Genomic DNA, 24,817 nt, shown 5'->3' with positions numbered 1-24,817 from the left:
AAACCCCGCAATAAGCGGGGTTCTTTTTATCTCAGTATTTAACTAAATATTAAACACGTTCGATAATAGTCGCGATACCTTGGCCAAGACCGATACACATAGTCGCAAGACCAATTTGCGTATCTTGTTGTTCCATCACATTCAACAAGGTCGTTGTAATACGTGAACCAGAACAGCCCAATGGGTGACCCAATGCAATCGCACCACCATTTAAGTTAATGATGTCTTGCTTCTCATACACGCCTAAGCCTTTCATCACTGATAAGCCTTGAGCAGCAAATGCTTCGTTTAACTCGATGGTTTGGATATCTGCCATCGTTAAGCCAGCACGTTTAAGCGCTTTTTGAGTTGCAGGTACAGGACCATAACCCATGATTGCAGCATCACAGCCTGCAACCGCCATAGAGCGAATCACAGCACGTGGCTTAAGACCTAAAGCTTGAGCACGTTCAGCAGACATCAGTAGCATTGCAGATGCACCATCAGACAAAGCTGAAGACGTTGCTGCTGTTACTGTACCGCCTTTCGGGTCAAATACAGGACGTAAACCTTTGAATGCTTCAAGGTTTGCATCTGGACGAATCACTTCGTCGATGTCGCAAAGGATTTTGAAGCCATTGGCATCATGACCTTCAACACCTACGATTTCATTTTTGAAACGGCCTTCTTGCGTTGCAGCCCAAGCGCGGCGGTGAGATTCAACACCGAATGCATCTTGTTCTTCACGGGTAATGCCATTCATGCGACCTAACATTTCAGCCGTTAAGCCCATCATGTTAGACGCTTTTGCATAGTGCTTAGATGCTTCTGGGTTCAGGTCGATGCCGTGCATCATCCCAACGTGACCCATGTGCTCTACACCACCGATGATGAAGATATCACCTTGGTTGGTTGCAATCTGTGCAGCAGCGGTGTGTAGCGCTTGCATAGATGAACCACAAAGACGGTTAACCGTTTGACCTGCCACAGTTTTTGGAAGGTCAGCCAATAAACCAATGTTACGGCCAATGTTCATACCTTGTTCTAGAGTCTGGTTTACACAGCCCCAGATCAGGTCTTCAACTTCATTGGTGTCAAACTGGTTACGAGCAACTAAAGCACGAACCAATTCAGCCGATAAGCTGTCAGCACGTACATTGCGGAACATACCGTTTTTGGTTTTACCCATTGCTGAACGTACGCCATCAACGATGACAACGTCACGTGGATTTAAAGTAGCCATTCACGTTGCTCCTTAACCGTAGAATTTTTTGTTGTTAGCAGCCATGTCACGCAACATTTGTGGCGCTTCATAAGCTTTACCTAAGTGTGCGTATTTGTCGCAAAGTGCAACGTATTCAGCAACACCTGTTTGGTCGATGTAACGGCATGGACCACCACGGAATGGAGGGAAACCTACACCCATAATCATTGCCATGTCTGCTTCAGAAGCAGTCGCTACGATGTTGTCTTCTAGGCAACGAACAGTTTCGTTACAGAAAGCAAGCATCATACGGTCAATGATTTCTTGAGCATCAAACTCGCGTTTTTCTGCAGTTGCCACAGTAGCAACAAGCTCATACGCAGTTGGATCAACCACTTTGGCTTTTTTGCCTTTACGGTCAAGTTCGTATTTGTAGAAACCAACGTCGTTCTTTTGACCCAAACGTTTGTTTTCGTACATGATTTCGATTGAACCTTTGAAGTCTGGCTTCATACGGTCAGGGAAACCTTCAGCCATGACTTCTGCACCGTGAACGCCCGTGTCGATACCCACCACGTCGATCAAGTAAGCAGGACCCATAGGCCAGCCGAATTTTTCCATGACTTTGTCGACTTGTTGGAAGTCAGCACCGTCTTTCAATAGAAGGTCAAATGCACCAAAGTAAGGGAACAATACACGGTTTACAAGGAAGCCCGGGCAGTCGTTGACTACGATTGGTGTTTTACCCATTTTCTGAGCAAGAACTACAGTGGTTGCAATCGCTTCAGCCGAAGTCTTCTCACCACGGATCACTTCTACCAATGGCATCATGTGTACTGGGTTAAAGAAGTGCATACCGACAAAGTTTTCAGGACGTTGTAGGTTTTCAGCCAAACGTGTGATTGAAATTGTTGAAGTATTTGAAGCAATGATCGTGTTTTCACGGACGTTCTTCTCAGTTTCAGCAAGTACAATGCCTTTTACTTTTGGATTTTCAGTTACTGCTTCAATCACGATGTCCACTTCTTTAAACTCGTCATAGCTTAAAGTTGGACGGATGCGCGCAAGAGTTTCACCCATTTGAGCAGGTTTCATCTTCTTACGTTCAACTTGTTTGGTCAGTAAGCCATTGGCTTCTTTCATACCCAAAGCAAGTTGCGGGTTACCAATGTCTTTCATTATGATTGGTGTGCCTTTGCTTGCCGCTTGGTAAGCAATACCGCCACCCATGATACCCGCGCCCAATACAGCCGCTTGGTTTACAGGGTGCGCACCTTTTTCATATTTCTTCGAAGTTTTCTTCACCACTTGGTCATTGATGAATAGACCAATTAATGCATTTGCTTGTGGTGTAATCGCTGCTTTTGCAAAACCAGCCGCTTCAGCTTGAAGTGCTTCATTACGTGGAAGGCTTGCACCTGCTTGTAATGAGTCAAGAAGAAGTTTAGGCGCAGGGTATTGAGCAGGATTTGCTTTTGCAAGAACTGCACCTTTCGCCGAGTTGAACGCCATCATTTGTTCGATTGGGTTCAATTTAACAGGGTCAAGTTTTTCCTGACGTTTTGCTTTCCAGTCTACACGGCCAGCAAGGGCTTGTTTAACCAAGTCAATTGCAGCGTCTTGTAGTTTGTCTGCAGCAACAACCGCATCAACCGCACCGTCTTTCAGTGCCGCAGCAGGTTTTTTAGGATTAGCCATGGCCATCCATTCAACTGCATTGTCGATACCAATTAGACGGCTTAAACGAACCGTACCACCGAAACCAGGGAAGATGCCCAGTTTGATTTCAGGAAGACCGACTTGAGCCGCTTCTGACATCACACGATAGTCACACACGAGGCACATTTCAAAGCCGCCGCCCAATGCCATACCATTGATCGCTGCAACTTTAGGAATGTCTAAATCTTCAAATGCGTTGAAGATGTCGTGAACAGGCAATGCCCAATCCACAATCGCTTGTTCGCCTTGAGCGAAGTTTGCACCAAATTCAGTAATATCTGCGCCAACGATAAATGTAGATTTAGCCGAAGTAACGATTAAGCCTTTGATGTCACCGTTTGCTTTAACAGCGTCAATTGCAGCTTTGAAATCTTCAATCGTTGCACGGTTAAATTTGTTGACCGACTCACCTTGTAAGTCAAAGCGGAATTCTGCAATTCCGTCCGAAAGCATTTGGACGGTAATGGCATTGCCAGCGTGGATCATGCCTGATCTCCTTTATTTTGGAGGACTTCTAAGTTGATGTTGTGAAGCGAGTACGTCATTCCTACGTACATCTATGCTCCGCCAATCTTACGATAACTATATCGAAAAAGAACATAACAAGTTGTATCAAGCCGTGACGCAAGGGTCATCTATTTTTATTCAATTATTTCGTGTGCTTGCGTGATGTATTTTTGAATAATGCGGCCTAAATAGAGTGAAGTTTTTGTTTCGTTTAAGATTTTTTATGGATGAGTGATTAAAAAATGATTAGACAGCGTCCTTATATTTCAAGTCAACCTTTGAGCCGATTTTGGCAATTTAGTCAATGCTGCACTTGCAGGTAAACCCAAACAGAATGAAAACTTGTGATGAAAAGCTGGAAATAGGACGTACTTTGCAGCCTATGTTACAATTTGCAGTCTAGACCGAATACCGGTCTTTTTCTTTTATTTCGTTTTCTTTGGTTTCCAGGTTTTCATATGATTAAGTGGATCATTCTGGCGATTTTTATTCTTTCTGCATTTTATATTCAGCAACGTGGGAAGGTTCGTCACTCGTTTTATCGTCAATTTTTCGATCACTCAACGATTCTTGCGCCAATTAACTACCTCATGTACATGTTTTCAAAGGTACCGAATCAGCCATATATCGATACACAGCATTTTCAAGACTTAAAAGTGTTGGATGAAAACTGGGAAATGATTCGTGATGAAGCAAAAGTTTTATATGAAAAAGGCGGAATTAAAGCATCGAGCAGTTATGATGACTTGGGGTTTAACTCCTTTTTCAAAACAGGCTGGAAGCGTTTTTATCTGAAATGGTATGACTCTGCACATCCATCAGCCGCTGAACTTTGTCCAAAAACGACGGCGTTGCTGAAAACCTTGCCGACCATTAAAGCTGCGATGTTTACCGAACTGGCACCAGACAGCCGTTTGGTTCGTCACCGTGACCCCTATGCGGGTTCATTACGTTATCACTTGGGGCTGATCACACCGAACGATGACCGCTGCTTTATTGATGTGGATGGTGAGCGCTATTCATGGCGTGATGGTGAAAGTGTGGTCTTTGATGAAACCTATATTCACTATGCAGAAAATAAGACCGATCAAAACCGCATTATTTTCTTTGCCGATGTCGAGCGTCCGTTAAAGACACGCTTTATGGAACGTTTCAATCACTGGTTTGGTAAAAAAGTTATGACCGCTGCCAGCTCTCCAAATGAAGCTGGGGATCAAACGGGTGGACTGAATAAAGTCTTTGGTTATGTCTATCAAGTGCGGATCAAAGCCAAAGCTTTGAAGAAAACCAACCGTCAACTGTACTACTTCTTAAAGTGGTTCTTGATGCTTGGAATTTTCTTTTTGATCTTTGTTCGACCTTATGTGTTTTAAAGCACATTAAACGCCCTGAGGGGCGTTTTTTATTTGGGCAGAAAAGGGGAAGCCTATCTGCCCTTTTGATTTTTCTATTTATTTCAAGGCTTACAGTGGATTCGAACCACGCATGGCTTTATGCTTTATCCAGTTAAAACTAAAAACAATATGAGTGCGTATCTGTGTCATTTTTAAGATCGCAACTTATAACTTAGATAAAGCATGAGGTTTCAAGGTGCAAAAGTTTCGTTCGAAGATGGACTGGTGGTTTTTGGGGTTTATTATTGCCATGTCAGGCCTGTTGGCCCAATTGATTTTGACCACCTATGGCAAAGGCATTTTGATGCAAAATCTTTTGTTCGTTGTGGTCTATGCTTTGACTATTGTTTTACTGTGGTGGCCGCTGTGGAGTACTCGCTATGTGGTCGATCAGGAGCAACTGACAATTCGCAGTCTCTGTTTTAAATGGATCATTCCCTTAAGCGCGATACAGTCGGTTTCTGAAACAGATAATTCCATCAGTTCACCTGCTTTGTCTCTAGACCGTCTAAAGATTGAATACTTAAAAGAGGGCCAAACCAAAACCATTTTGGTGTCACCGAAAGACAAAGTAGCGTTTAAAGTTGCGTTAAAATTGTCATAAATATAGTCTTAGGCAAATTGTATGCTTTACGGGCCTAAGCGAGTGAAAGCCTTGCTCAAATATGCCGTGAAGACTAAAGTAAAATAAACTTGAGTCCTGTTCATCCCACAAACCTCCACATGCAAAACGTCTACTTGCCGTTGAAGGGTATGCTTATGAAGTCGTATCAATTGAGTCCGACACAAATTCAAACTTTAGTGCCGCATATGGGAAGTTGTATCGCTTCAGATATGATTACGGTGCAAGGCCTAAAAGTGGCCTATATGTACCGTGAAGAAGCACAATCTAGCGAAGAAAGTGGTTGGGTGTTTTTATCGGGTGAAGAAGGGGATGACTATATTGAAGACCCTGAAAACTTAGGTCTTTATGAGGTCAATGTGATTGCCAACTATGATGCGGACATCATTGCTCACTTAAATGCACCTGCGGGAAGTCACTTTGCCCGCAATGAACAAGGTGTGTTTGAACGGATCGATTTTGAAGCGATGGATCTGGAGTAAGTCTTCAACCTCAGCATCAATGTCTTTTGCCAGCAGACTGGTTTTGAAATGCACTTTCATGTGCTTGAAATGCGTCAGACCTGCCCAATCTAAAAGACAGATCAAAGGCTAAGCCTACGCAGAACAGTTGACGGCGAGCCGAGAAAATTAGGGAACCCTGTGAACGAAAACGCACGAGAACATATCGAAAAAATTTTAGCCAATATGACCACACTGCCGGGCGTTTATCGCATGCTCGGCAAAGACGGTGAACTGCTGTATGTGGGCAAAGCGAAAAATTTAAAAAATCGTGTCTCGAGTTATTTTGTCAAAACTATTGAGCACCCGAAGACGCAGGCTTTGGTGGCGCGTATTTATGACATCGAAACCTTAGTTGTTCGTTCCGAAACTGAAGCACTGCTGCTTGAACAAAACCTGATTAAGCTGCACCGTCCACCCTATAACATTATGCTCAGGGACGATAAGTCCTATGTGTATATCTTTGTCTCTGCCGACAAACCTTATCCTCGGATTGCATCGGGTCGGGGCAAAGGCAAACACCAAGTCGGAAAGTTTTTTGGACCGTATCCGAGTGCTTATAATGCACGGGATACTTTGTTGGTTTTACAAAAGCTGTTTAATGTTCGTCAGTGTGAAAATAGCTATTTTTCACAGCGTAAGCGTCCTTGTTTGCAGTATCAAATCAAACGTTGTTCAGCACCGTGTGTGGGACTCATTAGCCCTGAAGAGTATAAAAATGATGTCGATAACTCGATTCGTTTTTTACAAGGGGACACCAAAGAGCTGAATCAAGAACTGATTGCGAAAATGGAGCAAGCGGCCGAAGCCCTAGAGTTTGAAAAAGCGGTGTTTTACCGTGACCGTATGGCGCTGCTGCGGGATGTCCAGTCTCAACAAGCTATTTATAAGCTCAAAGGTGAGGCCGATATTTTAGCGATTGCCTATCAGGCAGGAGTGACCTGTGTGCAGATTATGCATGTGCGCAACGGGAAAATGCTCGGAGGTAAAAGCTACTTCCCAGATATGCTCGGAGAGGATCTGGGGCAAATGCTGGCTGACTTCATAGCGAACTTTTATTTCCAAGTGGCAGATGAAGTACCCAGTGAGTTGATTGTAAATGTCGAATTGCCCGATCGAAAAGAACTGGAACAAGCGTTACAACAACAGTTTGGTAAGAAAGTACAGATTAAACATAGCGTACGTGAAACACGTGCAGAATGGTTAGAGCTGGCACAGATGAATGTGCAGCATGCGATCAAAGGGCAATTGGCCAATCACTTTGAGCTGAATGAGCGTTTCCATCAACTTGAACAAGTGGTGGGACGTACGATTGATCGGATCGAATGTTTTGACATCTCACATACCATGGGTGAAGAAACCGTGGCTTCGTGTGTGGTATTCGACAGTGGCGGCATTCGTAAGCGCGATTATCGTCAGTTTTCAATTCAAGACATTACCGCTGGTGATGACTATGCCGCAATGCGCCAAGCGCTGACTCGTCGTTATAAAAAAGCTATGCTGCCTGATTTACTGCTGATTGATGGTGGCAAAGGGCAGTTGCATATGGCGATGGAAGTCATGCAAGAGCTGGGTTTAGAGGCCTTTATGGTCGGGGTGTCAAAAGGCGAGGGGCGTAAACCGGGCCTTGAAACTCTACACTTTACCGATGGAACTAAAATTCAGTTGTCTGAAGATCATAAAGCGTTGCATTTGATACAACAGGTACGTGATGAGGCACATCGGTTTGCGATAACTAAACACCGAGCCAAACGCGATAAAAAACGGGGTTCATCGATTTTGGAAGTAATTCCGGGGTTGGGGCCGAAACGCCGCCGCGATTTGTTGACGCACTTTGGTGGGATTCAAGGGGTGTTGAAAGCCTCCGAAAAAGACTTAACCCTAGTCCCCGGTTTAGGCGAAGTGATGGCCCGCACCATTTATAAAGTCTTGCATGAATAGAACCGCATCTACTGCGATGGCAAAAGTGCTTATTGACCCATGGGTCATTGATCATTCACATTGGTTGAATTGTGTTGTAAAGATATGGATGGAATTTAAAACAAGGATGCCACATGTCGCTTCAACACAGTTATCAGGCTTTAGCAGAACAAGAATGGATTGATATTCCTACAGGTTGGTTACAAGGACGCACGATCTATGGGGGACTGGTCGCAGGTTTAATGATGCAAAAAGCATTGTTGACTCTTGCCGATGACACGAAGCATTTACTCAGTTGTAACGTGACTTTTGTTGGGCCAGTACAACAAGCCAAAGTTCGTTTAACCAGCGAGATTCTACGTCAAGGCAAGTCGGTTACCACCTTGGAAGTACGTTTATGGCAGGATGATGCAGTTCAAAGTATTTTGGTGGCAAGCTTCGGGACACAGCGTGAATCGAGTATCCATGTGCATCAAGAACCTGTAGCACCCGCGTTTCCATCGGTTGATGGTCTTACAACAGCGCCGCATCACCCGCTTGCACCTGAGTGTTTTAAGCAGCTGGATATGGTTTGGGTGACAGGACAGTATCCGTGTACAGCCAGTCCAAAGCCTGACTTTTCAGGCTGGTATCGTTTTAACCCCAATTTGCATGAAAATCGTGACATGACTGTGGCAGACTTGATGGTGTCGATGGACATTTGGCCACCGGGCGTCTTGCCCATGTTTAAAATGATGGCACCTGCAAGTTCGTTGACCTGGCATTTGACCTATGTGCATCCACTGAAAAATCAGTTACATGATTGGATGAAGTACCGCGTTGAAACGCAATATGCTGCGGATGGATATTCCACCGAAGCCGCCTATTTGTGGGATGATCAGAATCGTTTAATTGCAATTTCGCGTCAAACAGTTACCGTGTTTGCCTAGTGACACCTTAGGTCAATTCGTATAAAGTGGGCGCTATTAACGATGGATTAAACCTCAAAAAAGTGTGCATTTTCATCGTACATGAGGGAAACAACGGGCGGTGTTTATGACTACAGGTCGCATCCTGAATATTCCTAATATCTTGACCTTGGCGCGTATTGCCTTAATTCCGGTCTTTTTGTTGGTGGCCTATTGGCCCCCTGTAATGGGTATCGCTGAACAAGCGGTAAGTATGTCTCGTCATATTTTGTTGACGTCTATTTTTGTCGTTGCAGCGGTGACAGATTGGTTCGATGGTTATTTGGCGCGGAGTTTAAATCAGACCTCTGCATTTGGGCGTTTCTTAGACCCTGTTGCGGATAAATTGATGGTGGCAGCAGCACTGATCGTGTTGGTGCAGTGGAAACCAGAAATTTCGATGGCATTTGCGGCGATTGTGATTATTTCCCGTGAAATTACGGTGTCAGCACTGCGTGAATGGATGGCGGAATTAGGTGCACGTACCAATGTAGCCGTGTCTACGGTCGGGAAATATAAAACTGCTTTTCAAATGATTGCAATTACCGTGTTCTTACTGAATTGGCAGCCGCTTGAAATGTTGGCTTATGCATTGTTGTATACCGCAGTAATTTTGACTTTATGGTCGATGTTTATTTACCTCAAAGCGGCTTGGCCATACTTAAAACAGCCTTGATTGTTAGATTTTTAAGAAGCTCCTGCGGGAGCTTTTTTTGTACCTGAGATTCATTAGCTATGCGTTTCTTCCTCAGTATCATCTTCAAAAGTCTTGGCAATTTTTTCAATATTGAGGCTCTTGGCCATGGCATCGAAAATTTCCTTATAGACCCCATCCTGACGGTACAGCGCTTCATGTTCTCCATGTTCAGCAATACAACCTTCCTTCATGACATAGGTATAATCGGCATCTATAATTTGCGACAGACTATGCGAAATAATAATCACCGTTCGCCCTTGTTTAATCTCATCGAGGCTCTGTTTAATTTGCTCGCTAGCAATGGCATCGAGGCTGGCGGTTGGTTCATCCAGAAAAATAATCGGTGGGTTCTTGAGGAACATCCGTGCCAGCGCAATGCGTTGTTGTTGCCCGCCTGAAAGCATCAGTGCATCGGATTGGTAAGCTGCGGGGAGCTGCAAAATTTGTTCATGAATAGAGGCTTTTTCTGCGGCAGCATAGACCTCTTCATCACTGGCATTGATTTTTCCATAGCGAATATTGTCTAAAATACTGCCTTGGAAAATGTGATTTTTCTGTAAGACGAGGCCAATGTGATCGCGTAAATAGGCGGTGTCGATGTCTTGTAAATCAATTCCATCGAGCTCAATTTTTCCTGCATCAGGCTGATAAAATTTATCTAATAGGCTAATTAAAGTGGATTTTCCTGCACCAGATAAGCCCACCAAAGCCGTGATTTTGTTGGGTCGAATTTCCATGTCGATTTGTTTTAATGCGTGATGACCATTGGGGTAGAAAAAATCGACATTCTTTAAGGTGAATTTACCCTGAATTGTGGGTTTGAGCGCACCACTTTGCTCGATTTCATCATCTGCTTCTAAAATTTTAAAAAAGCTTTCCGCGTAAATCATTGCATCATTGACTTCATCATAAATACGGTGCAATGAACGAATTGGCGCAGAGACATTATTAAACAGCAAAATATGAAACATGATCATGCCAATGCTCATTTGTCCATCGAGCACAAAGTACGCCGTGAGGATGATGATCAACACAATCCCGATTTGTTCAATAAAGGTCTTTAAGCCATCAAATAAAAAGCTGAGTTGACGCGTTTGCATCTGGTTATCGGTCAGTGCTTTTTGTAGTTTCAGTTGTTTAGTCGATTCAATGGACTCTCGGTTAAAGGACTTAATCACGCTAATCGACTGGATAATACTGAGAATGCCTTGGCTCTTTTTTTCACGGCCATCACGCAGGTTGCGCCGCCATCCGCCCAGTTTCTTAGCTTGTTGGAAGGTCAGCCAAAAGTAAATTGGGATAATACTGGTCGCCACCAAACCGACGTAGAAGTTGGCATAGTACATCAGCCCCAGTGCCACAATGGCACTGCTAAAAAGTGGCAAAATATCGATAAAAAAGATTTGTACCAGACGGGTCAGTGAACCAATGCCACGGTCAATTCGCGTTTGTAGCTTACCCGCTTGGTTTTGATCGGCATTAAAAAAAGCCAAACGGTAGCTAAGGAATTTTTCGATAATACTTTGCGCCAAGTCTTGCGATACCAGAATGCGGAGCTTTTCCCCATAAAACTTTTGACCAAACTGCACCAAGGCACTGATGATTTCTTTACTGAGTAAAATCATAGAAATGGTGATCAAAATATGGAGGCCTTCGGTCAGTCCTTGGCCTTGTTCGACCAGACGGTTGATACTGTCGACGGCATATTGCAAAGTCAGAGCATTAACCTGCGCGGTGAAGGAACCAATCAGCGTCAGGATCAAGGTCGCAATCACCAATATCCGATAGGGACGGACAAAGGGGTGAAGCTTTTGAAACAACTGCCAAAGGTTCATACATGCTTCTTTTTATTGTGAAAGTTCACATGAGTGTATGCATAAGGAGGCTAGGCGACAAGCTGTGACTTTGTTTTGATTTGTGTCGTTCTAAATTCAGTTAAACTGTTTGCAGAGGAGGAAAAGTCATGACCTTAAATCTGTTTAGTCCTGAACCGCAAGCAAACTTGCTCCCATTCGATGGGCAGGTGCAGGACTTGGGCTTGATTTTAACTGCGAAGCAAAGTGCGAAATATTTGGATTATTTTTTAGCACATTTGGCATGGCAACCTGACGAGGTCGTACTGTATGGCAAACGTTATGTCACGGAGCGAAAAGTGGTGTGGTATGGCGATGCCGAGTATGAATATCACTATTCGGGCAGTGCCAAGCAAGCACGGTTATGGAATCCAGCTTTGTTTCGTTTAAAACAACATATTGAGCAATTGGTGGGACATCCATTTAACTCGTGCCTAGCCAATTTATATGAAAATGGCAGCCAAGCTGTGGGCTGGCATAGTGATGATGAGCCTTCACTACGTTCGCCGCAGCAAGAAAATGTGGTGATTGCCTCACTCAGTTTTGGTGCAACCCGTAAGTTTTGCTTTAAGCACAAGTTTAAACAGGAAAAAATCGAGCTGATGTTGCATAGCGGGCAATTGATCGTGATGCGTGGACAGACCCAGCGCTACTGGAAACATACTTTGATGAAATCCAGTAAAATTACTGAGCCACGTCTGAATTTAACCTTTCGCTATTTCTATCCAACACTTCAAAGCTAACTGAAATTAAGCTTCAATATTATGCAGTAGATGGCATTTCTGTTCGATCTGTAAGGCGCTATGTCTTAATATTTCGACCATTTTTTTTAGATCGACAAATTCAAACCGGTTTTTCGAAGCCAATAAGGTCAGTGCCAACGGTGTATCTTTGGGTGAAAATTTGACAGGTACAGACAGACTGGCAAGGTTGGGGTCAAACTCGCCATTTGAAAAATAGTAGCCCTGTTTCTTAATGGCTTTCATTTTCTGTAAAAATTCATCTTGGCTCGCAGCAAAATTGACCTCGGCCAGCTGAGCCGAAAATTTTTGATAATATTCAATAATTTTAGCTTTGCTGAGCTGTGAAATCACCACTTTAGGCGATGAACCCAAATACACGGGACGTGGGCAACCACGCCCATAAGAAAATAACTCAAGGTCTTTAAAGACTTCACCATATAGGTCAATACAGTGTTCTGCGTTGAGCTGGGTGAGGATACAGCAAAACTCCGTTCGCTCAACGATGTCTTGCATAAAAGGAATGCTGATTTGTAAGAGCGGGTCTGTCGTTCGAGAGATATAGTCCAACACAGCAATTTGAGAGCCTAAAGTATAGTCGCCGCTGGTTCCGCTTAAGCGCTGTAAAAGTCCTGCGGATACCAATTCCTTTAAATAACGATAACTGGTGGGCTGTGAGAGTCCCAGTTCGGCACTGATGATATCGACATTGATAATCGGGCGTGACACAGAAAAGAGGTCTAAGACAGTGAGAATTTTACCGAAACTTGAAAGTGCCATAAGAACCTACTTAGTCAAAATAAATGCCATTTGAACGACAGTTACTATATAACAAAAACCCTAGACTCGACATGGCTTTCGTTCTGGACGCATGGCATTCGGGGACTTTTATCAGCATTTGCAACGCAATAAAAAGGGTGAAATATGATCTTAAAAATATGTAAATTATCATATTAAGATATTTTAATTGACAAAAATTCATATTTTTGGAAAAATTATCATTATAAATGTCTTTTAATGAATAATGCTTTTGTTATTTGTTGAGCTATTTTCTTTCCTTTCAACATGGTGCTGTCTTTGACCATGTCTGTAAAAGACTTCATTTATTGAATTATTTTTTCATCCGTCTTCGCATGAGGTGAGGACGAAGTGATGCTGTTTGTCTGAGCAATGCTGTGTTGAAGAGTTGTTTAAATGTTGTCATTCAGCGCATTTAGAGATGAATTTATGTTCCTCACCAAACAGTTACTCGCATTCCGTCCAAATAAATTGGACTGGATTTTTGCGACGAAAACCTTTTTGGCAGGCATGCTTTCACTTTATGTCGCATTTTCTTTAGATTTGGCTTATCCCATTTGGGCGATTGGAACGGTCTTCGTTATCGCAAACCCATATGCGGGTATGACCTCCTCAAAAAGTCTTTATCGGGTATTGGGAACGTTGCTGGGAGCGATTGTTTCGATTGCAGTCACGCCAAACCTGATCAATACCCCAGAATTGTTCACGTTATTTTTAGCCATATGGGTCGGGTTTTGTCTATATTTTTCATTGTTGGATCGGACGCCGCGTAGCTATATTTTTATGTTGGCGGGTTATACCACGGTCATTATTTGCTACAACATTGTCTATAACATTGAAACCACTTCCATGTTTGATATGGCGATTGGTCGCTGCATTGAAATCACGGTGGGAGTACTGTGTAGTGCAGTGGTGAATGCGGTACTGTTTCCCATGCATATTGGTCCCGTAGTCAAAACCCGTGTTTCACAGACTTTTCAAGACACTCGAGCGGTTTTTGATCAGATCCTGACAGATGATGTTAAGGCCATTAATTACAGCACTACGCTTAGTCATATCACGCGGGATATTGCCGATATTCATGTGATGGCCGTGCACTTGAGCTATGAAAAATCGACCTTGCAGGGCATGACCAAACCGCTCCAAGAAATGCTGCATCAACTCAGTATGTTGGTGACAAACTTGGTGGCCATGGCCGAGCGAATTCAGCAGTTAGATCACATTGACTCACGCTACCGACCAGCTTTAGAAAAGGCGCATGTACAGATTGTAAAATTTTTACAAAGTGATCAGGTCATTTTAGAGCAGGACTTAAACCAGCTACCTGAGCAGTTTGAGTCGAGTTTTCAAGCCGTGTTTGACAGTGCCTTGCCACAGCAGCAAGTCATGTTGGTCAGTTTAAAAATGGATGTGCGTCATTTCACCCAAAATATACGCGCCATTAGGTTGATTTGGCAGCGTATCCAACAGGGGGATGACAGCTTACCCGCAATAGTGACCCCAATTAGTACAAACTATCCCAACTTACATCGAGATCATGGCGTAGCCGTGCGTGGCGGCATTTCAGCTTTTATTGTGGTGCTTGTGGCGACTGGTTTTTGGATTATCAGTGGTTGGAAAGCCGGTTTTATGATGGCAGAGATGGCCGCTATTTGTGCCTGTATTCTGACCAGTATGGACAATCCTGTTCCTGCCTTAAAAATCTTTATCCGTGCCAGTCTGTATGCGGCGATTATTGTCTTTATTTATGCTTATGGCATCTTCCCACACATCAGCGCTTTTTGGATGTTGGCTGTGGTGTTGGCCCCTTTTTGTATGTACTGTCTGATGCTGTTTTTACACCCACCACTCACAGGTTTGGCGCTACCTTTGATAATGGGTGTGGTCATGGGCTTAAACCTGCAAAACCGTTATCACCTTGACCAAGTGATGTTTTTTGATGCATCGATTGGGACGGTGCTTGGCCCCATCATTTCTGTCTATGTGATTCACTTGGTGCGTGCGATGTCGCCGGACATTACCGCCAAGCGAATCCTGTCTTTACATTATAAAGCGATACGACAAGCGCTTTATCTACCTTATGGGGTGGAATTTAGAGTGCATTTGCGCAGTATGTTGGATCGGATAGGCGTACTGAATACCAAGTTGGTACAGTCGGATCGCTTGAAGCAAAAAATCAATTTGGCCCTGATTGAATCCAGTGCGGTGATTGATTTAACTCGGGTGCAAGAACTGATTGAAAAAATGCCTGTGCAGGCCTCTATCACGCCGCATCTACAAGAACTACAAAGCCAAATGGATGCTTATTTTCACGCGAAAGAATTAGACTATAGCGACCTACAGGTCAGACAACACATTTTGGACAAAATTCAGATCATTCAGGCCGAGCTTATACAGCTGGAAGACCTAAGCATTGCTCGGCGTTTGCAAGTTTCACTGAATAATATTCAAAGCAGTCTCTGTCATGCGACATGGGACGAAATGTCTCAAGTCCGTTTGCTGGGAGCATAACGATGGGTGAACTTAATATCTATGGTGTGTATGTGCCAGTTTTGGTCATTCAGGCGGTATTGGCCTACATCGTATTGCGGTTAATCATGCGGGTGACCGATCCTTGGGTCGACAAAGGCTGGATTTTTTTACCCAGTATTTTTTATTTATGCCTCTACATTACTGTGCTTGGCTTAGTCCATTGGGGTTTTATCGTGAGCTTTGCCTAAGCGCACATCTGATTGAAATGAATGAGGTAAAAGAAATGGCATCCTTTGATTGGCGTAAACTGAGCCGTCCCATCACTTTAGTGCTGATTGCGGGTATCGCGATCGCGGTACTCGTGCATCTTTGGCATTATTATAATGCTGAACCGTGGACACGTGATGGGCGGGTTCGTGGCGATGTGATTCAAGTGTCTTCCGATGTATCAGGCTTAGTCACGGAAGTTTTAGTGCACGATAATCAAAGCGTCAAACAAGGGCAGGTGCTGTTTAAAATTGATGTGGCGCGTCAGGCGCTTGATGTGGAACAAGCCAAATCAGACTTGGCTAAAGCCAAAGCTAGTTTGGCCGCCGCCGAAGCGGAGCTGTTTCAAAGCAAGGCCAATTTGACCAAATCACAAGCCAATAGCCACTTGGCCGATAAAAATGCAGAACGCTATGCAAATTTGATGGATGGTGCTATTTCAAAGCAAGAACAAGATCAGATGTTTGCCGTACGAGATCAATCGCATGCCGAACATGAACAAATGCAAGCGGCGATTCAGCAGGCCAAAGCCAATATTGCGCAGCAACAGGCGTTAATCGATGTAGCCACCAGTAATTTACATTTGGCTGAATTAAACTTGAACCGTTCCGAAGTGGTGGCACCAGCCGATGGCACACTGTCTAATTTTGAGATGAAAGCAGGAAATTATGTCAAAGTGGGGCAGGCGGTAGCGGCATTATTAGATCGCTCACAGCTTTATGTGGTCGGTTATTTTGAAGAAACCAAGTTAAATAAAATATATTTGGGTGCGCCCGCTACTGTACAGTTGATGGGGGACTCAAACATATTGAAAGGACATGTGCAGGGGATTGCTTCAGGCATTGAAGATCGTGAACGAACTACAAGTACAGGTTTATTGGCCAATGTAAACCCAACCTTTAGTTGGGTGCGTTTAGCGCAGCGCGTTCCTGTGAAAATTGCACTGGATGAGATTCCGAAAAATGAATTGGCCTTTGTCGCTGGGCGAACCGTGACGGTACATATTACCGAGTCACAGCACTAAATTGACCTCTGTTCATTTCAAAAAAAAGCATCCGATGAGAATGCTTTTTTTAGAACGCTATTTGCTGTGTTGAGATACAACTCCAGCCATAAAACCCATGTCATCTATTTTAAGAAAGCCTCGTTAAGGCGTAAGACCTTCAGGATCGCGATACCAGCTTTCAATAAACAAGGTTGCAGCAAGGCTATCAGCAGAAAGTTTTTTGCCTCGGCCTTGTGCATGATAGTGGCTCAGCTCATCACGGGCTGCACGAGTACTTAAGCGTTCATCCACCATCCATGTTTCAATATTGGTTTGATGACGTAAACGACGTGCGAACTTACGTGCTCGAGCAGATAATTCCGACTCGCTATCATCCATATTGAGTGGTAATCCGACTAAAAATACATTGGGTTGATATTGCTTAATAATTTTATGCAGTTCATCCCAATTGGGGATGCCATCTTTCATTGGAAACAAAGCCAAAGGTGTTGCACTTTCAATCAGTGCTTGACCGACTGCCATGCCCATTTTTTGTGTACCAAAATCAAATGCCATAATCATTTGAGGTGTGTTTAAATCAGGCATGTCCAATCTCAGAAGACAACCAGGTTCGATCCAGCCCGAGTTTTTTATAGGCTGCGTCCCAACGGTCGTCATAAGGAATATTAAAAATCAAATCCATATCAGCATCGCAGACTAGCCAATCACCACGAGACAGCTCATCTTCCAATTGGTTTTTGGTCCAACTGGTATAGCCCAAAGCAATTTGATAGCGACCCACACCTTCATTATGCGCAATCGCATCTAAAATATCTTTAGACGTGGTGATACAGATATTTTCGCCGACTGCAATGGAAGAGTGCCATGTCGGCTGGCCCGTATGTAAGACAAAGCCAGCTTCTGGACGCAAAGGTCCACCTTGGAGAACATCGTGTGGTCGTACGTGATCGGCTTCAATTTCAAGATCATTGAGCAGTTCTTTGACTGAAAGTCCTGAAGGGCGGTTGATGATGATGCCTTGAGCACCTTCCTCATCGTGTCGGGCCAAATAAATCACGGTATGGGCAAAGACTTCATCTGCCATATCGGGTGGGGCAATGAGACAGCGATGCGTCAGATATTGTTTGCTCACCTAAAGGCTTCTCCTTGAAATTAAAATGCTTCTAGTCAAATGTTGTTATCTACCACGTTACTAGACTAATGCTCTTTCTCCAAATCTTTTTTTGTGATCCAGTCTACATAAATTAGGCGGATTGAAACTTCAACTGACGTAATTGCTTGGCATGTTGTAATGTAGTGTCATTGATTTCAACGCCGCCTGTCATACGTGCAAGCTCATCGATACGCTCATCTTCTTCTAAGTTTAATATGGTGCTACTGGCAGGGTCGGTCTGACGTTTTTTCACCAACAAGTGCTGGTCAGACTGTGCTGCAACTTGAGCTTGGTGGGTAATACATAAAATTTGTACATGCGAACCCAAGTCGGCCAAGAGACGACCGACAATTTCGGCTGTGCCACCACTAATACCGACGTCAATTTCATCGAAGACTAAAACTTCAGCTTCGGTTTTTTCAGCATTCATCACTTGCATCACCAATGCGATACGTGACAACTCACCCCCTGAAGCAACTTTGGCTAATGGTTGCGGTGGAATGCCTTTGTTGGCGGTGAATAGTAATTGGATAAAGCTCAAGCCTTCACTAGAGACCTGCTCCATCGGCTCAAATTTGAACTCAAAGTGTGCTTCAGGTAGGGCCAATTGTTTGACCTGTTCGGTTAAATGTTTTGCCAATGGTGCGGCTGCATCGCGACGAATTTGGTCGAGGTGCTGGGCTTTATTTAACAGGTCTTGATGCGAGACTTCAACTTGCTCAGCTAGTGTTTCTGGATCTTCTAATAAATGGAGCTGTGCCAGTTCAGATTGCCATTGTTCATGCTCTTGTTTTAAGTGTTCTGGCTGCGTGCGGTACTTACGGGCAAAACGGTGGAACATTTCAAGCTGGGTGTTCAACTCTTCCATGCGTTCTGGGTCATAACTTTGACGGTCAATAAACTGACGGAGATTGGCCGTGGCATCGTCAAGCTCACTTTGTGCATTCAGCAAAGAAGTATGAATTTCAGCCAATTGTTCACTGCGTCCTGCATGTGACTCTAAGCGGCGAATAATACTGGAAATTTCTTGATTAATATTTTGTTCAGCATCATCTAAGGCTGTAACGGCATAACTACAGTCCTGCATGATGTTTTCATGATGGGATAAGCGGTCGAATTCTTGTTCAATCTCTTTATAGTCGATTTGCACCACATCTTCGAGTTCTTCTAATTGTAAACTCAAGGTATCCATACGCTGTTTACGCGTGGCTTGAGCATCCAATGCTGCTTGGTGCTGACGAATGTCTTTTTGCCATGTGCTATAGGCTTCACGCACAGCTTGCGCTTCTGGGTAGAAGTTATGATAGAGGTCTAACCAGCGTCTTGGATAAGGCGGCTCTAATAGCTGTTGTTGACTGTGTTGACTATACAGCTGTACCAGCAAACGCCCGATTTCTTTCAATTCAGCTAAGCTGCTCGGACGACCATTAATCCATGCTTTGCTGCGGCCAGTGGCAAAAATAACCCGTCTTAGATGAATTTCTCCTGACTCATCATCTAATTCATGTGCCTTTAACCAAGCGGCTTCAGGGCTGTGCTCTTGGTAGCTGAAAATAGCCGTGACATCGGCTTTGTCTGAACCGAAACGGACATAGTTAGTGTCGGTACGTTCTCCCAAACAGGCGGACAGTGCATCTAGCAATAATGATTTGCCTGCACCTGTTTCCCCAGTCAGGACATTAAAACCTTGATCGATATCAAGTGCTAAGTGATCGGCTAAAGCAAAATTAATTAAAGTTAAATGTGTCAGCATAAACGCATCCGAGCTGCGAAAAGTTTTAGTTTAAGATAGTGAAGTTTTATTCAGCCGACAAGACGGCAACGCTATTCGTTTTGTGCAAAGTCGGCTTATTTTAGCGTGAATCTGAAAGTCGACCTAGCAGATTTTTTTAAATCAGACTGTTATAGCAAACTTAGCACAAACAAGTGGGTATGCGGTGTATACAGAAAGAGTACAGCACAGCGAACGGATCGTATCGGCAAAAAACAAGCCAAAATGGGCTAGAAAGTGAGGCAATTGTACGATGGTCGGACTTTAACAAAATATTGATTGAGGGGAATAAAACATCGATTGATTAGTTAATCGCACATCTTTAAACTAGCGAATCAATACGAATATAAATGCGCATTATCTGGAGTGTACGCATGTCAACTCAGTTCGACCATGTCTCTGTCATTAAAAAATCCAATGTTTATTTTGGCGGTTTATGCATCAGTCATACTGTGCAATTTGAAGATGGCACCAAAAAAACGTTAGGGGTTATTCTTCCGACAGAGCAAGCTTTGACGTTTGAAACACATGTAGCAGAGCGTATGGAAATTATTTCAGGCGAATGTCGTGTACAAATTGCTGACAGCGAAGAGAGCGAATTGTTCCGCGCAGGTCAGTCTTTTTATGTGCCTGGCAATAGTCGTTTTAAAATTGAAACTGACGAAGTGTTGGACTACGTGTGCCATTTAGAAGGCTAAGCCTTCAACTGATACTCGCCAAGTAATTTCAAGCGAAATCGGTTAAACTATCTGTTGCACAGCAATCCTGTAAAGTCAGCTTTACAGGATTTTTATTTTTGGCACATCGTGTCGATGGTCATTTATCTTTTAGAGGTCCTACATGGCTAAACCTGAATATTTCTATGGCGTTCATTCGGTGGAGTCATTGTTGGAACTTGAACCTGAACGCGTACTGACGCTTTTTACCTTAAAAGGGCGTGATGATCAGCGTTTAAAACGCGTACTTGAGTTGGCTGAACCTTTTGGTATTAGCGTACAACAAACGGGTCGTGATCGATTAGAAAAAATGGCTGGCTTACCGTTCCACCAAGGGGTTGTGGCTGCGGTCCGTCCTAATCCAGTTTTCAATGAAAAAGATTTAGAAGCCTTACTGAAACAATCGCCAAATTGTTTATTGCTGGGTTTAGACCAAGTCACCGATCCGCATAACCTCGGCGCATGTATCCGTACCGCAGCTGCAATGGGCGTTGAGGCCGTGATTGTGCCTCGTGATCGTTCTGCAAGTTTGACCCCGACCGCGCGCAAAGTTGCGGCAGGTGGTGCTGAAAAAGTTAAATTTATCCAAGTGACCAATCTGGCTCGGACTTTAGCGCAAATTAAAGATGAGTTTAATGTGCGTGTGGTCGGTACCATGTTGGATGAAAAAGCCTTACCACTACAACAGTTCGATTTTACTGGAACGGCTGTATGTGTGGTGATGGGTGCTGAAGACACAGGTCTGCGTCCAATTACTCAGTCTCAATGCGATCAAACGGTTTATATTCCGATGGCGGGCAATCTACAAAGTTTGAATGTCAGTGTAGCAACGGGTATGGCTTTGTATGAAGCATGCCGTCAACGTAATGTCTAAGTTTTTTTAATTCCTGATTCAATGTAAGCACAATGATGACCCCTCAAAAACAAGGCTATGTATTTATTGCCATCACCATGTGTATTTGGGGGGGATTTACCTTAACGGCGCGGCTCAGTGCCAATTGGGGCATTGGTGCGTGGGATATTACCGCCTTACGTTTTCTCTTGGCGTTTTGCATCTTAATGCCGATCTTGATCTATAAAAAAGATACCGCCTTTTTGTGGAAGAAAGAGCCTTTTATTTTGGCGATGATTGGAGGGGTATGTTATTGCATCACCGCTTATAGCGCTTTTCATTATGTGCCTGCGGCACATGCTGCGATCTTTCTGAATGGCTGCATTCCACTTTGTACGGCTGTCGCGGGTTATCTTTTATTTCGACAACCATTTGACCGGCATACTTGGCTCAGCCTCAGTATTATGTTGCTCGCACTGACGGCCATGAGTGTGCTGATGTATCAAGAAACAGGTGTTGCTTTTAGTTTAGGTGATGGCTTGTTTTTCCTCAGTGCTGTGCTGTGGGGAACATTTACCGTTTTATTGAGACAATGGAAACTGTCGGCATGGCACTCCATGGCAGGTGTTGCGATTTGGGCTGCGATTGTTTTTGTGCCGATTTATGTTTTATTCCTCCCCAAAACCATAGCGCATGTGCAACCTGTGCAATTGATTGCTCAGGTGGTATTTCATGGTGTGTTCGTAGTCATCGTGGCGACACTCACTTATGTGGAAGCCATTAAGCGTTTGGGGGCATTTAAAACAGGCAGTATTGTGACGTTGGCGCCTTTTATTGCTGCGATTATTGCGGTTCCTTTGCTCAATGAGCCTTTGAGTGTTGCGATTTTATGTGGTCTTCTGGGAATGGGGATCGGGGCCTTGCAGCCATGGCGTTGGATACGGCAGGACAGTTTGAAAGCCCAACTCGCACAACAAAAAAAGCAGTCATAATTGACTGCTTTTTTTTAGACTTCTGAATGGGCCAAATACTTTAAATGCAAAGGTCTGAGCTGTGCGTATAAGTGTTCCAAGTGTCCATCATTTACCACAATATCATCGGCCAACGCTTGTTTTTGTTCACGGGACATTTGTGCTTTAATGATGGTTTGAATTTGCTCAATGGTTTGATGGTCGCGCTGCGAAGCACGAAGAATCTGGATATCAATTGAAGCATCGATCAGAAGCGTATGTTGTGTTAGTTCATGCTGATTGGTTTCAAAAAGTAGCGGTGAAACCAAAATCGCATAAGGGCTGGTCGCAGCTTGTAATTGTTGCATGATGGACTGACGAATTGCAGGGTGGGTGATCTTTTCCAATTGCTTACGGGCAGACGGGTCCTGAAAAATGTGTTCACGTAAAGCGCGTCGATTCAGTTCGCCATTGTCCAGTAAGGCCCACTCGCCGAAGCTGCTTCGAATTTGCTGAAGTGCGGGTTGCCCTACAGCAACAATCTCTCGAGCAACCACGTCAGCATCAACTACCTGTATGCCTTGTTGTTCAAACCAGTGGCTTGCGGCAGATTTTCCACTGCCAATCCCGCCTGTCAGACCTAAAATAAATGACATATTATTTTAATTGCCTAAGTATATTTTCATAATTTGCTCACCCCACAAAAAGGCAATCCATCCTGCGATGGCAATATACGGACCAAAAGCAAAAGGCTGATTTTCTTTACGGACTTTGAGCAGGATGATGCCGATAATGGCGCCTACGAAAGAAGAAAGTAGCACAATCAGTGGCAGCAGCAAAGGACCCATCCATGCGCCTAAAGCAGCAAGTAACTTAAAGTCACCATAACCCATACCTTCCTTGCCTGTGATGAGCTTAAACAGATAGTACACGATCCATAAGCATAAAAAGCCAATGATATAGCCCCAAATGGCCGCTGTTGGCGTGGTGTAAATCGCATAACTATTGACTCCTAAACCTAGACCTGCAAGGGTGAGGGTATAGCGATCAGGTAAAAGTTGAGTGTCAAAATCAATAAAGGTTAAGGCGATTAAAATATAAGTGAGTACGAGACCAAACAACATTTGGATTGTTGGGCCAAAGACAGCAACCACGGCCAAAGCACAAATGGTGGTCAGGAGTTCAATCGCAGGGTAGCGAATGCTGATCGGATTATGGCAAGTGCCACACTTTCCTCGTAGCAGGAACCAACTCATCACAGGGATATTTTGATACCAGTGTATGGCACTTTTGCATTTTGGACAGGTTGAGGCAGGCTTACTCAACGTGAGCTTTGTTTCATCAATAATTGGCTGCTCAGGATGAAGCAGAAGTTGGCAGTCGGTGCGCCATTCTTGTTCCATTATTTTTGGCGTGCGATAGATCACTACATTCAGGAAACTACCAATGCACAAACTAAAAACTCCAACGGCGAAATAAAGCGCCATTGGAGTATTGATAAGATAGGAAATTATTTCTTGCATTAAACCACAGAACCCATTTGGAAGATTGGTAAATACATGGCAATTACTAGGCCACCCACAAGTACACCCAAGACTGCCATGATGAGAGGCTCCATCATTGCCGTTAAGCCATCCACCGCATTATCGACTTCGTTTTCATAGTGAGTGGCAACTTTATCCAACATGGCATCGAGCGCACCAGATTCTTCACCAATCGCTACCATTTGTACTGCCATTGATGGAAATTTATTGGTGGCACGCATCGCGAATTGAAGTTGTTGCCCTGTTGCGACATCTTCTCGGATCTTCATCACAGCTTCTTCATAGACCACATTGTTGGTTGCACCCGCGGTAGATTCGAGGGCATCAATTAAGGGTACACCTGCAGCAAAGGTTGTCGATAGGGTGCGGCTATAGCGCGCGATAATCGCTTTATAGACTAAATCACCAAAAATTGGGGCTTTGAGGGCGGCTTTATCTAGCATGTCACGAAACTTTTTACTACGCTTTTTGGTTTCGAGTAAAGCGGTAATCACCACACCAACGACAATAATCAAAATGAACCAGTATTTCTGCATCCATTCAGACATATTTACCACCATTTGGGTGAATGCAGGTAAGTCTGCACCAAAGGAACTAAAGAGTTCTTGGAAAACAGGGACAACTTTGACCATCAAAATAATAGTCACGATCACAGCAACCACAACCACGGTTGCTGGGTATTTCATGGCTTTTTTAATTTTTTGCTTTAACAACTCACTTTTTTCTTTATAGACCGCTACGCGGTCCAGCATGGTCTCAAGCGCACCTGATTGTTCACCCGATTCAACCAATGAACAGAATAAGTTGTCGAAATATTGTGGATATTTTTTGAGTGCTCCCGCAAAGGTATTACCGCCTTCAACTTCACCTTTAATGCCGAGGACAACTTCACGCATAGATGGGTTTTCTAGACCTTCAGCCACAATTTCAAAGCCTTGAACCAGCGGTACACCCGCTTTCATCATGGTTGCGAGCTGTCGGGTGAAAATCGTGATGTCCAGTGTGGTCACTTTTTTCTTCATTATGCCTTCAAAAATATTCTTTTTCTTTTCTCGAATACTCTTGATGGTAATCCCTTGTTTGCGCAAAGTAACTTTGGCGAGGGCAAGATTACGTGCAGGCAATTCCCCTTTAATTTTTGCCCCTTTACGATCAATCCCTTCATAATTGAAGGTTGGCATCATCTGTGCTTTTTTGACAGCCATGCATTTATCCTTATTCTTTCA

At 43.9% G+C, this 24,817-nt stretch carries 23 protein-coding genes; 13 read left to right on the top strand and 10 right to left on the bottom strand.

Going from position 1 to position 24,817, the window contains the following annotated elements; all coding sequences use genetic code 11:
* Positions 1–49: 49 nt before the first annotated feature.
* Together fadA and fadB are read right to left on the bottom strand one after the other, a co-directional pair.
* Positions 50–1,222 carry an acetyl-CoA C-acyltransferase FadA gene (gene fadA, locus AXW61_RS16025; protein ID WP_062035204.1) on the bottom strand — a complete coding sequence of 391 codons (1,173 nt, stop codon included), beginning with the start codon at positions 1,220–1,222 and terminating at the stop codon, positions 50–52.
* 12 nt (positions 1,223–1,234) lie between these two features.
* Entirely contained in the window at positions 1,235–3,388 is a 2,154-nt protein-coding gene (gene fadB / locus AXW61_RS16020) for a fatty acid oxidation complex subunit alpha FadB (protein WP_062035202.1), read from the bottom strand.
* Between the two features lie 479 nt (positions 3,389–3,867).
* Here fadB and lpxO point away from each other — a divergent pair, with 479 nt between their 5' ends.
* From lpxO to pgsA, 6 genes are all read left to right on the top strand, one after another.
* Positions 3,868–4,782 carry a lipid A hydroxylase LpxO gene (gene lpxO / locus AXW61_RS16015; RefSeq protein WP_062035200.1) on the top strand — a complete coding sequence of 305 codons (915 nt, stop codon included), beginning with the start codon at positions 3,868–3,870 and terminating at the stop codon, positions 4,780–4,782.
* Between the two features lie 217 nt (positions 4,783–4,999).
* Positions 5,000–5,407 (top strand): PH domain-containing protein, encoded by a 408-nt coding sequence (locus tag AXW61_RS16010; RefSeq protein ID WP_062035199.1) that lies wholly within the window; start codon positions 5,000–5,002, stop codon positions 5,405–5,407.
* 155 nt (positions 5,408–5,562) lie between these two features.
* Positions 5,563–5,907 (top strand): DUF2185 domain-containing protein, encoded by a 345-nt coding sequence (locus AXW61_RS16005; RefSeq protein WP_062035197.1) that lies wholly within the window; start codon positions 5,563–5,565, stop codon positions 5,905–5,907.
* 159 nt (positions 5,908–6,066) lie between these two features.
* Positions 6,067–7,866: an excinuclease ABC subunit UvrC gene (uvrC, locus tag AXW61_RS16000; protein ID WP_062035195.1), complete on the top strand. Its 1,800-nt coding sequence runs from the start codon at positions 6,067–6,069 to the stop codon at positions 7,864–7,866.
* A gap of 113 nt (positions 7,867–7,979) precedes the next feature.
* On the top strand, positions 7,980–8,774 hold the full coding sequence (locus tag AXW61_RS15995) for a thioesterase family protein (RefSeq protein ID WP_062035193.1): 795 nt from the start codon (positions 7,980–7,982) through the stop codon (positions 8,772–8,774).
* Between the two features lie 106 nt (positions 8,775–8,880).
* Positions 8,881–9,468 carry a CDP-diacylglycerol--glycerol-3-phosphate 3-phosphatidyltransferase gene (pgsA, locus tag AXW61_RS15990; protein WP_062035191.1) on the top strand — a complete coding sequence of 196 codons (588 nt, stop codon included), beginning with the start codon at positions 8,881–8,883 and terminating at the stop codon, positions 9,466–9,468.
* A 53-nt stretch (positions 9,469–9,521) separates the two neighbouring features.
* Here pgsA and AXW61_RS15985 read toward each other — a convergent pair whose 3' ends face one another.
* Entirely contained in the window at positions 9,522–11,324 is a 1,803-nt protein-coding gene (locus AXW61_RS15985) for an ABC transporter ATP-binding protein (RefSeq protein ID WP_062035189.1), read from the bottom strand.
* Between the two features lie 128 nt (positions 11,325–11,452).
* On the opposite strand from AXW61_RS15985, the gene AXW61_RS15980 reads away from it, so the two are divergent.
* Entirely contained in the window at positions 11,453–12,085 is a 633-nt protein-coding gene (locus AXW61_RS15980; protein WP_062035186.1) for an alpha-ketoglutarate-dependent dioxygenase AlkB, read from the top strand.
* A gap of 6 nt (positions 12,086–12,091) precedes the next feature.
* On the opposite strand, the gene AXW61_RS15975 is transcribed toward AXW61_RS15980, so the two are convergent.
* Positions 12,092–12,862, bottom strand: a complete 771-nt coding sequence (locus AXW61_RS15975; RefSeq protein WP_004692725.1) for an IclR family transcriptional regulator C-terminal domain-containing protein — start codon at positions 12,860–12,862, stop codon at positions 12,092–12,094.
* Positions 12,863–13,309: 447 nt separating this feature from the next.
* On the opposite strand from AXW61_RS15975, the gene AXW61_RS15970 reads away from it, so the two are divergent.
* From AXW61_RS15970 to AXW61_RS15960, 3 genes are read left to right on the top strand one after another with little or no spacing between them, the layout of a single operon-like run.
* Positions 13,310–15,391: an FUSC family protein gene (locus AXW61_RS15970; protein ID WP_062035184.1), complete on the top strand. Its 2,082-nt coding sequence runs from the start codon at positions 13,310–13,312 to the stop codon at positions 15,389–15,391.
* A gap of 2 nt (positions 15,392–15,393) precedes the next feature.
* Positions 15,394–15,600, top strand: coding sequence for a DUF1656 domain-containing protein (locus AXW61_RS15965; RefSeq protein ID WP_062035182.1), 207 nt, complete (start codon positions 15,394–15,396; stop codon positions 15,598–15,600).
* 35 nt (positions 15,601–15,635) lie between these two features.
* Complete coding sequence (locus tag AXW61_RS15960; RefSeq protein ID WP_062035180.1) at positions 15,636–16,643, top strand: HlyD family secretion protein; 1,008 nt, start codon at positions 15,636–15,638, stop codon at positions 16,641–16,643.
* Positions 16,644–16,766: 123 nt separating this feature from the next.
* Here AXW61_RS15960 and ruvX read toward each other — a convergent pair whose 3' ends face one another.
* The 3 genes from ruvX to recN all read right to left on the bottom strand — a co-directional run bounded on the left by ruvX (position 16,767) and on the right by recN (position 19,531).
* On the bottom strand, positions 16,767–17,210 hold the full coding sequence (gene ruvX, locus AXW61_RS15955; protein WP_062035179.1) for a Holliday junction resolvase RuvX: 444 nt from the start codon (positions 17,208–17,210) through the stop codon (positions 16,767–16,769).
* Positions 17,203–17,757 carry a YqgE/AlgH family protein gene (locus AXW61_RS15950; protein ID WP_004692720.1) on the bottom strand — a complete coding sequence of 185 codons (555 nt, stop codon included), beginning with the start codon at positions 17,755–17,757 and terminating at the stop codon, positions 17,203–17,205. Before AXW61_RS15950 ends, ruvX begins: the two co-directional genes overlap by 8 nt.
* Positions 17,758–17,869: 112 nt before the next feature.
* Positions 17,870–19,531, bottom strand: a complete 1,662-nt coding sequence (recN, locus tag AXW61_RS15945) for a DNA repair protein RecN (protein ID WP_062035177.1) — start codon at positions 19,529–19,531, stop codon at positions 17,870–17,872.
* A gap of 392 nt (positions 19,532–19,923) precedes the next feature.
* Between recN and AXW61_RS15940 the strand changes: the two genes are divergently transcribed.
* From AXW61_RS15940 to AXW61_RS15930, 3 genes are all read left to right on the top strand, one after another.
* Positions 19,924–20,247: a pyrimidine/purine nucleoside phosphorylase gene (locus AXW61_RS15940; RefSeq protein WP_004692718.1), complete on the top strand. Its 324-nt coding sequence runs from the start codon at positions 19,924–19,926 to the stop codon at positions 20,245–20,247.
* 142 nt (positions 20,248–20,389) lie between these two features.
* Positions 20,390–21,139, top strand: a complete 750-nt coding sequence (gene rlmB, locus AXW61_RS15935; protein ID WP_004692717.1) for a 23S rRNA (guanosine(2251)-2'-O)-methyltransferase RlmB — start codon at positions 20,390–20,392, stop codon at positions 21,137–21,139.
* A gap of 32 nt (positions 21,140–21,171) precedes the next feature.
* Positions 21,172–22,089, top strand: a complete 918-nt coding sequence (locus AXW61_RS15930; RefSeq protein WP_062035175.1) for a DMT family transporter — start codon at positions 21,172–21,174, stop codon at positions 22,087–22,089.
* Positions 22,090–22,103: 14 nt separating this feature from the next.
* Here AXW61_RS15930 and coaE read toward each other — a convergent pair whose 3' ends face one another.
* From coaE to AXW61_RS15915, 3 genes are read right to left on the bottom strand one after another with little or no spacing between them, the layout of a single operon-like run.
* The gene (gene coaE, locus AXW61_RS15925) at positions 22,104–22,703 is read right to left on the bottom strand and encodes a dephospho-CoA kinase (protein WP_062035173.1); all 600 of its coding nucleotides are present in this window, start codon (positions 22,701–22,703) and stop codon (positions 22,104–22,106) included.
* Between the two features lie 6 nt (positions 22,704–22,709).
* The gene (locus AXW61_RS15920) at positions 22,710–23,570 is read right to left on the bottom strand and encodes an A24 family peptidase (protein WP_062035171.1); all 861 of its coding nucleotides are present in this window, start codon (positions 23,568–23,570) and stop codon (positions 22,710–22,712) included.
* Positions 23,570–24,796 carry a type II secretion system F family protein gene (locus tag AXW61_RS15915; RefSeq protein WP_004978753.1) on the bottom strand — a complete coding sequence of 409 codons (1,227 nt, stop codon included), beginning with the start codon at positions 24,794–24,796 and terminating at the stop codon, positions 23,570–23,572. Before AXW61_RS15915 ends, AXW61_RS15920 begins: the two co-directional genes overlap by 1 nt.
* Positions 24,797–24,817 lie beyond the last annotated feature (21 nt).

The organism is Acinetobacter sp. BMW17 (assembly GCF_001592855.1).
GTDB lineage: Bacteria > Pseudomonadota > Gammaproteobacteria > Pseudomonadales > Moraxellaceae > Acinetobacter > Acinetobacter johnsonii.
The sequence above is the reverse complement of the archived record's forward strand: the minus strand, read 5'-3'. Positions and strand labels throughout refer to the sequence as shown.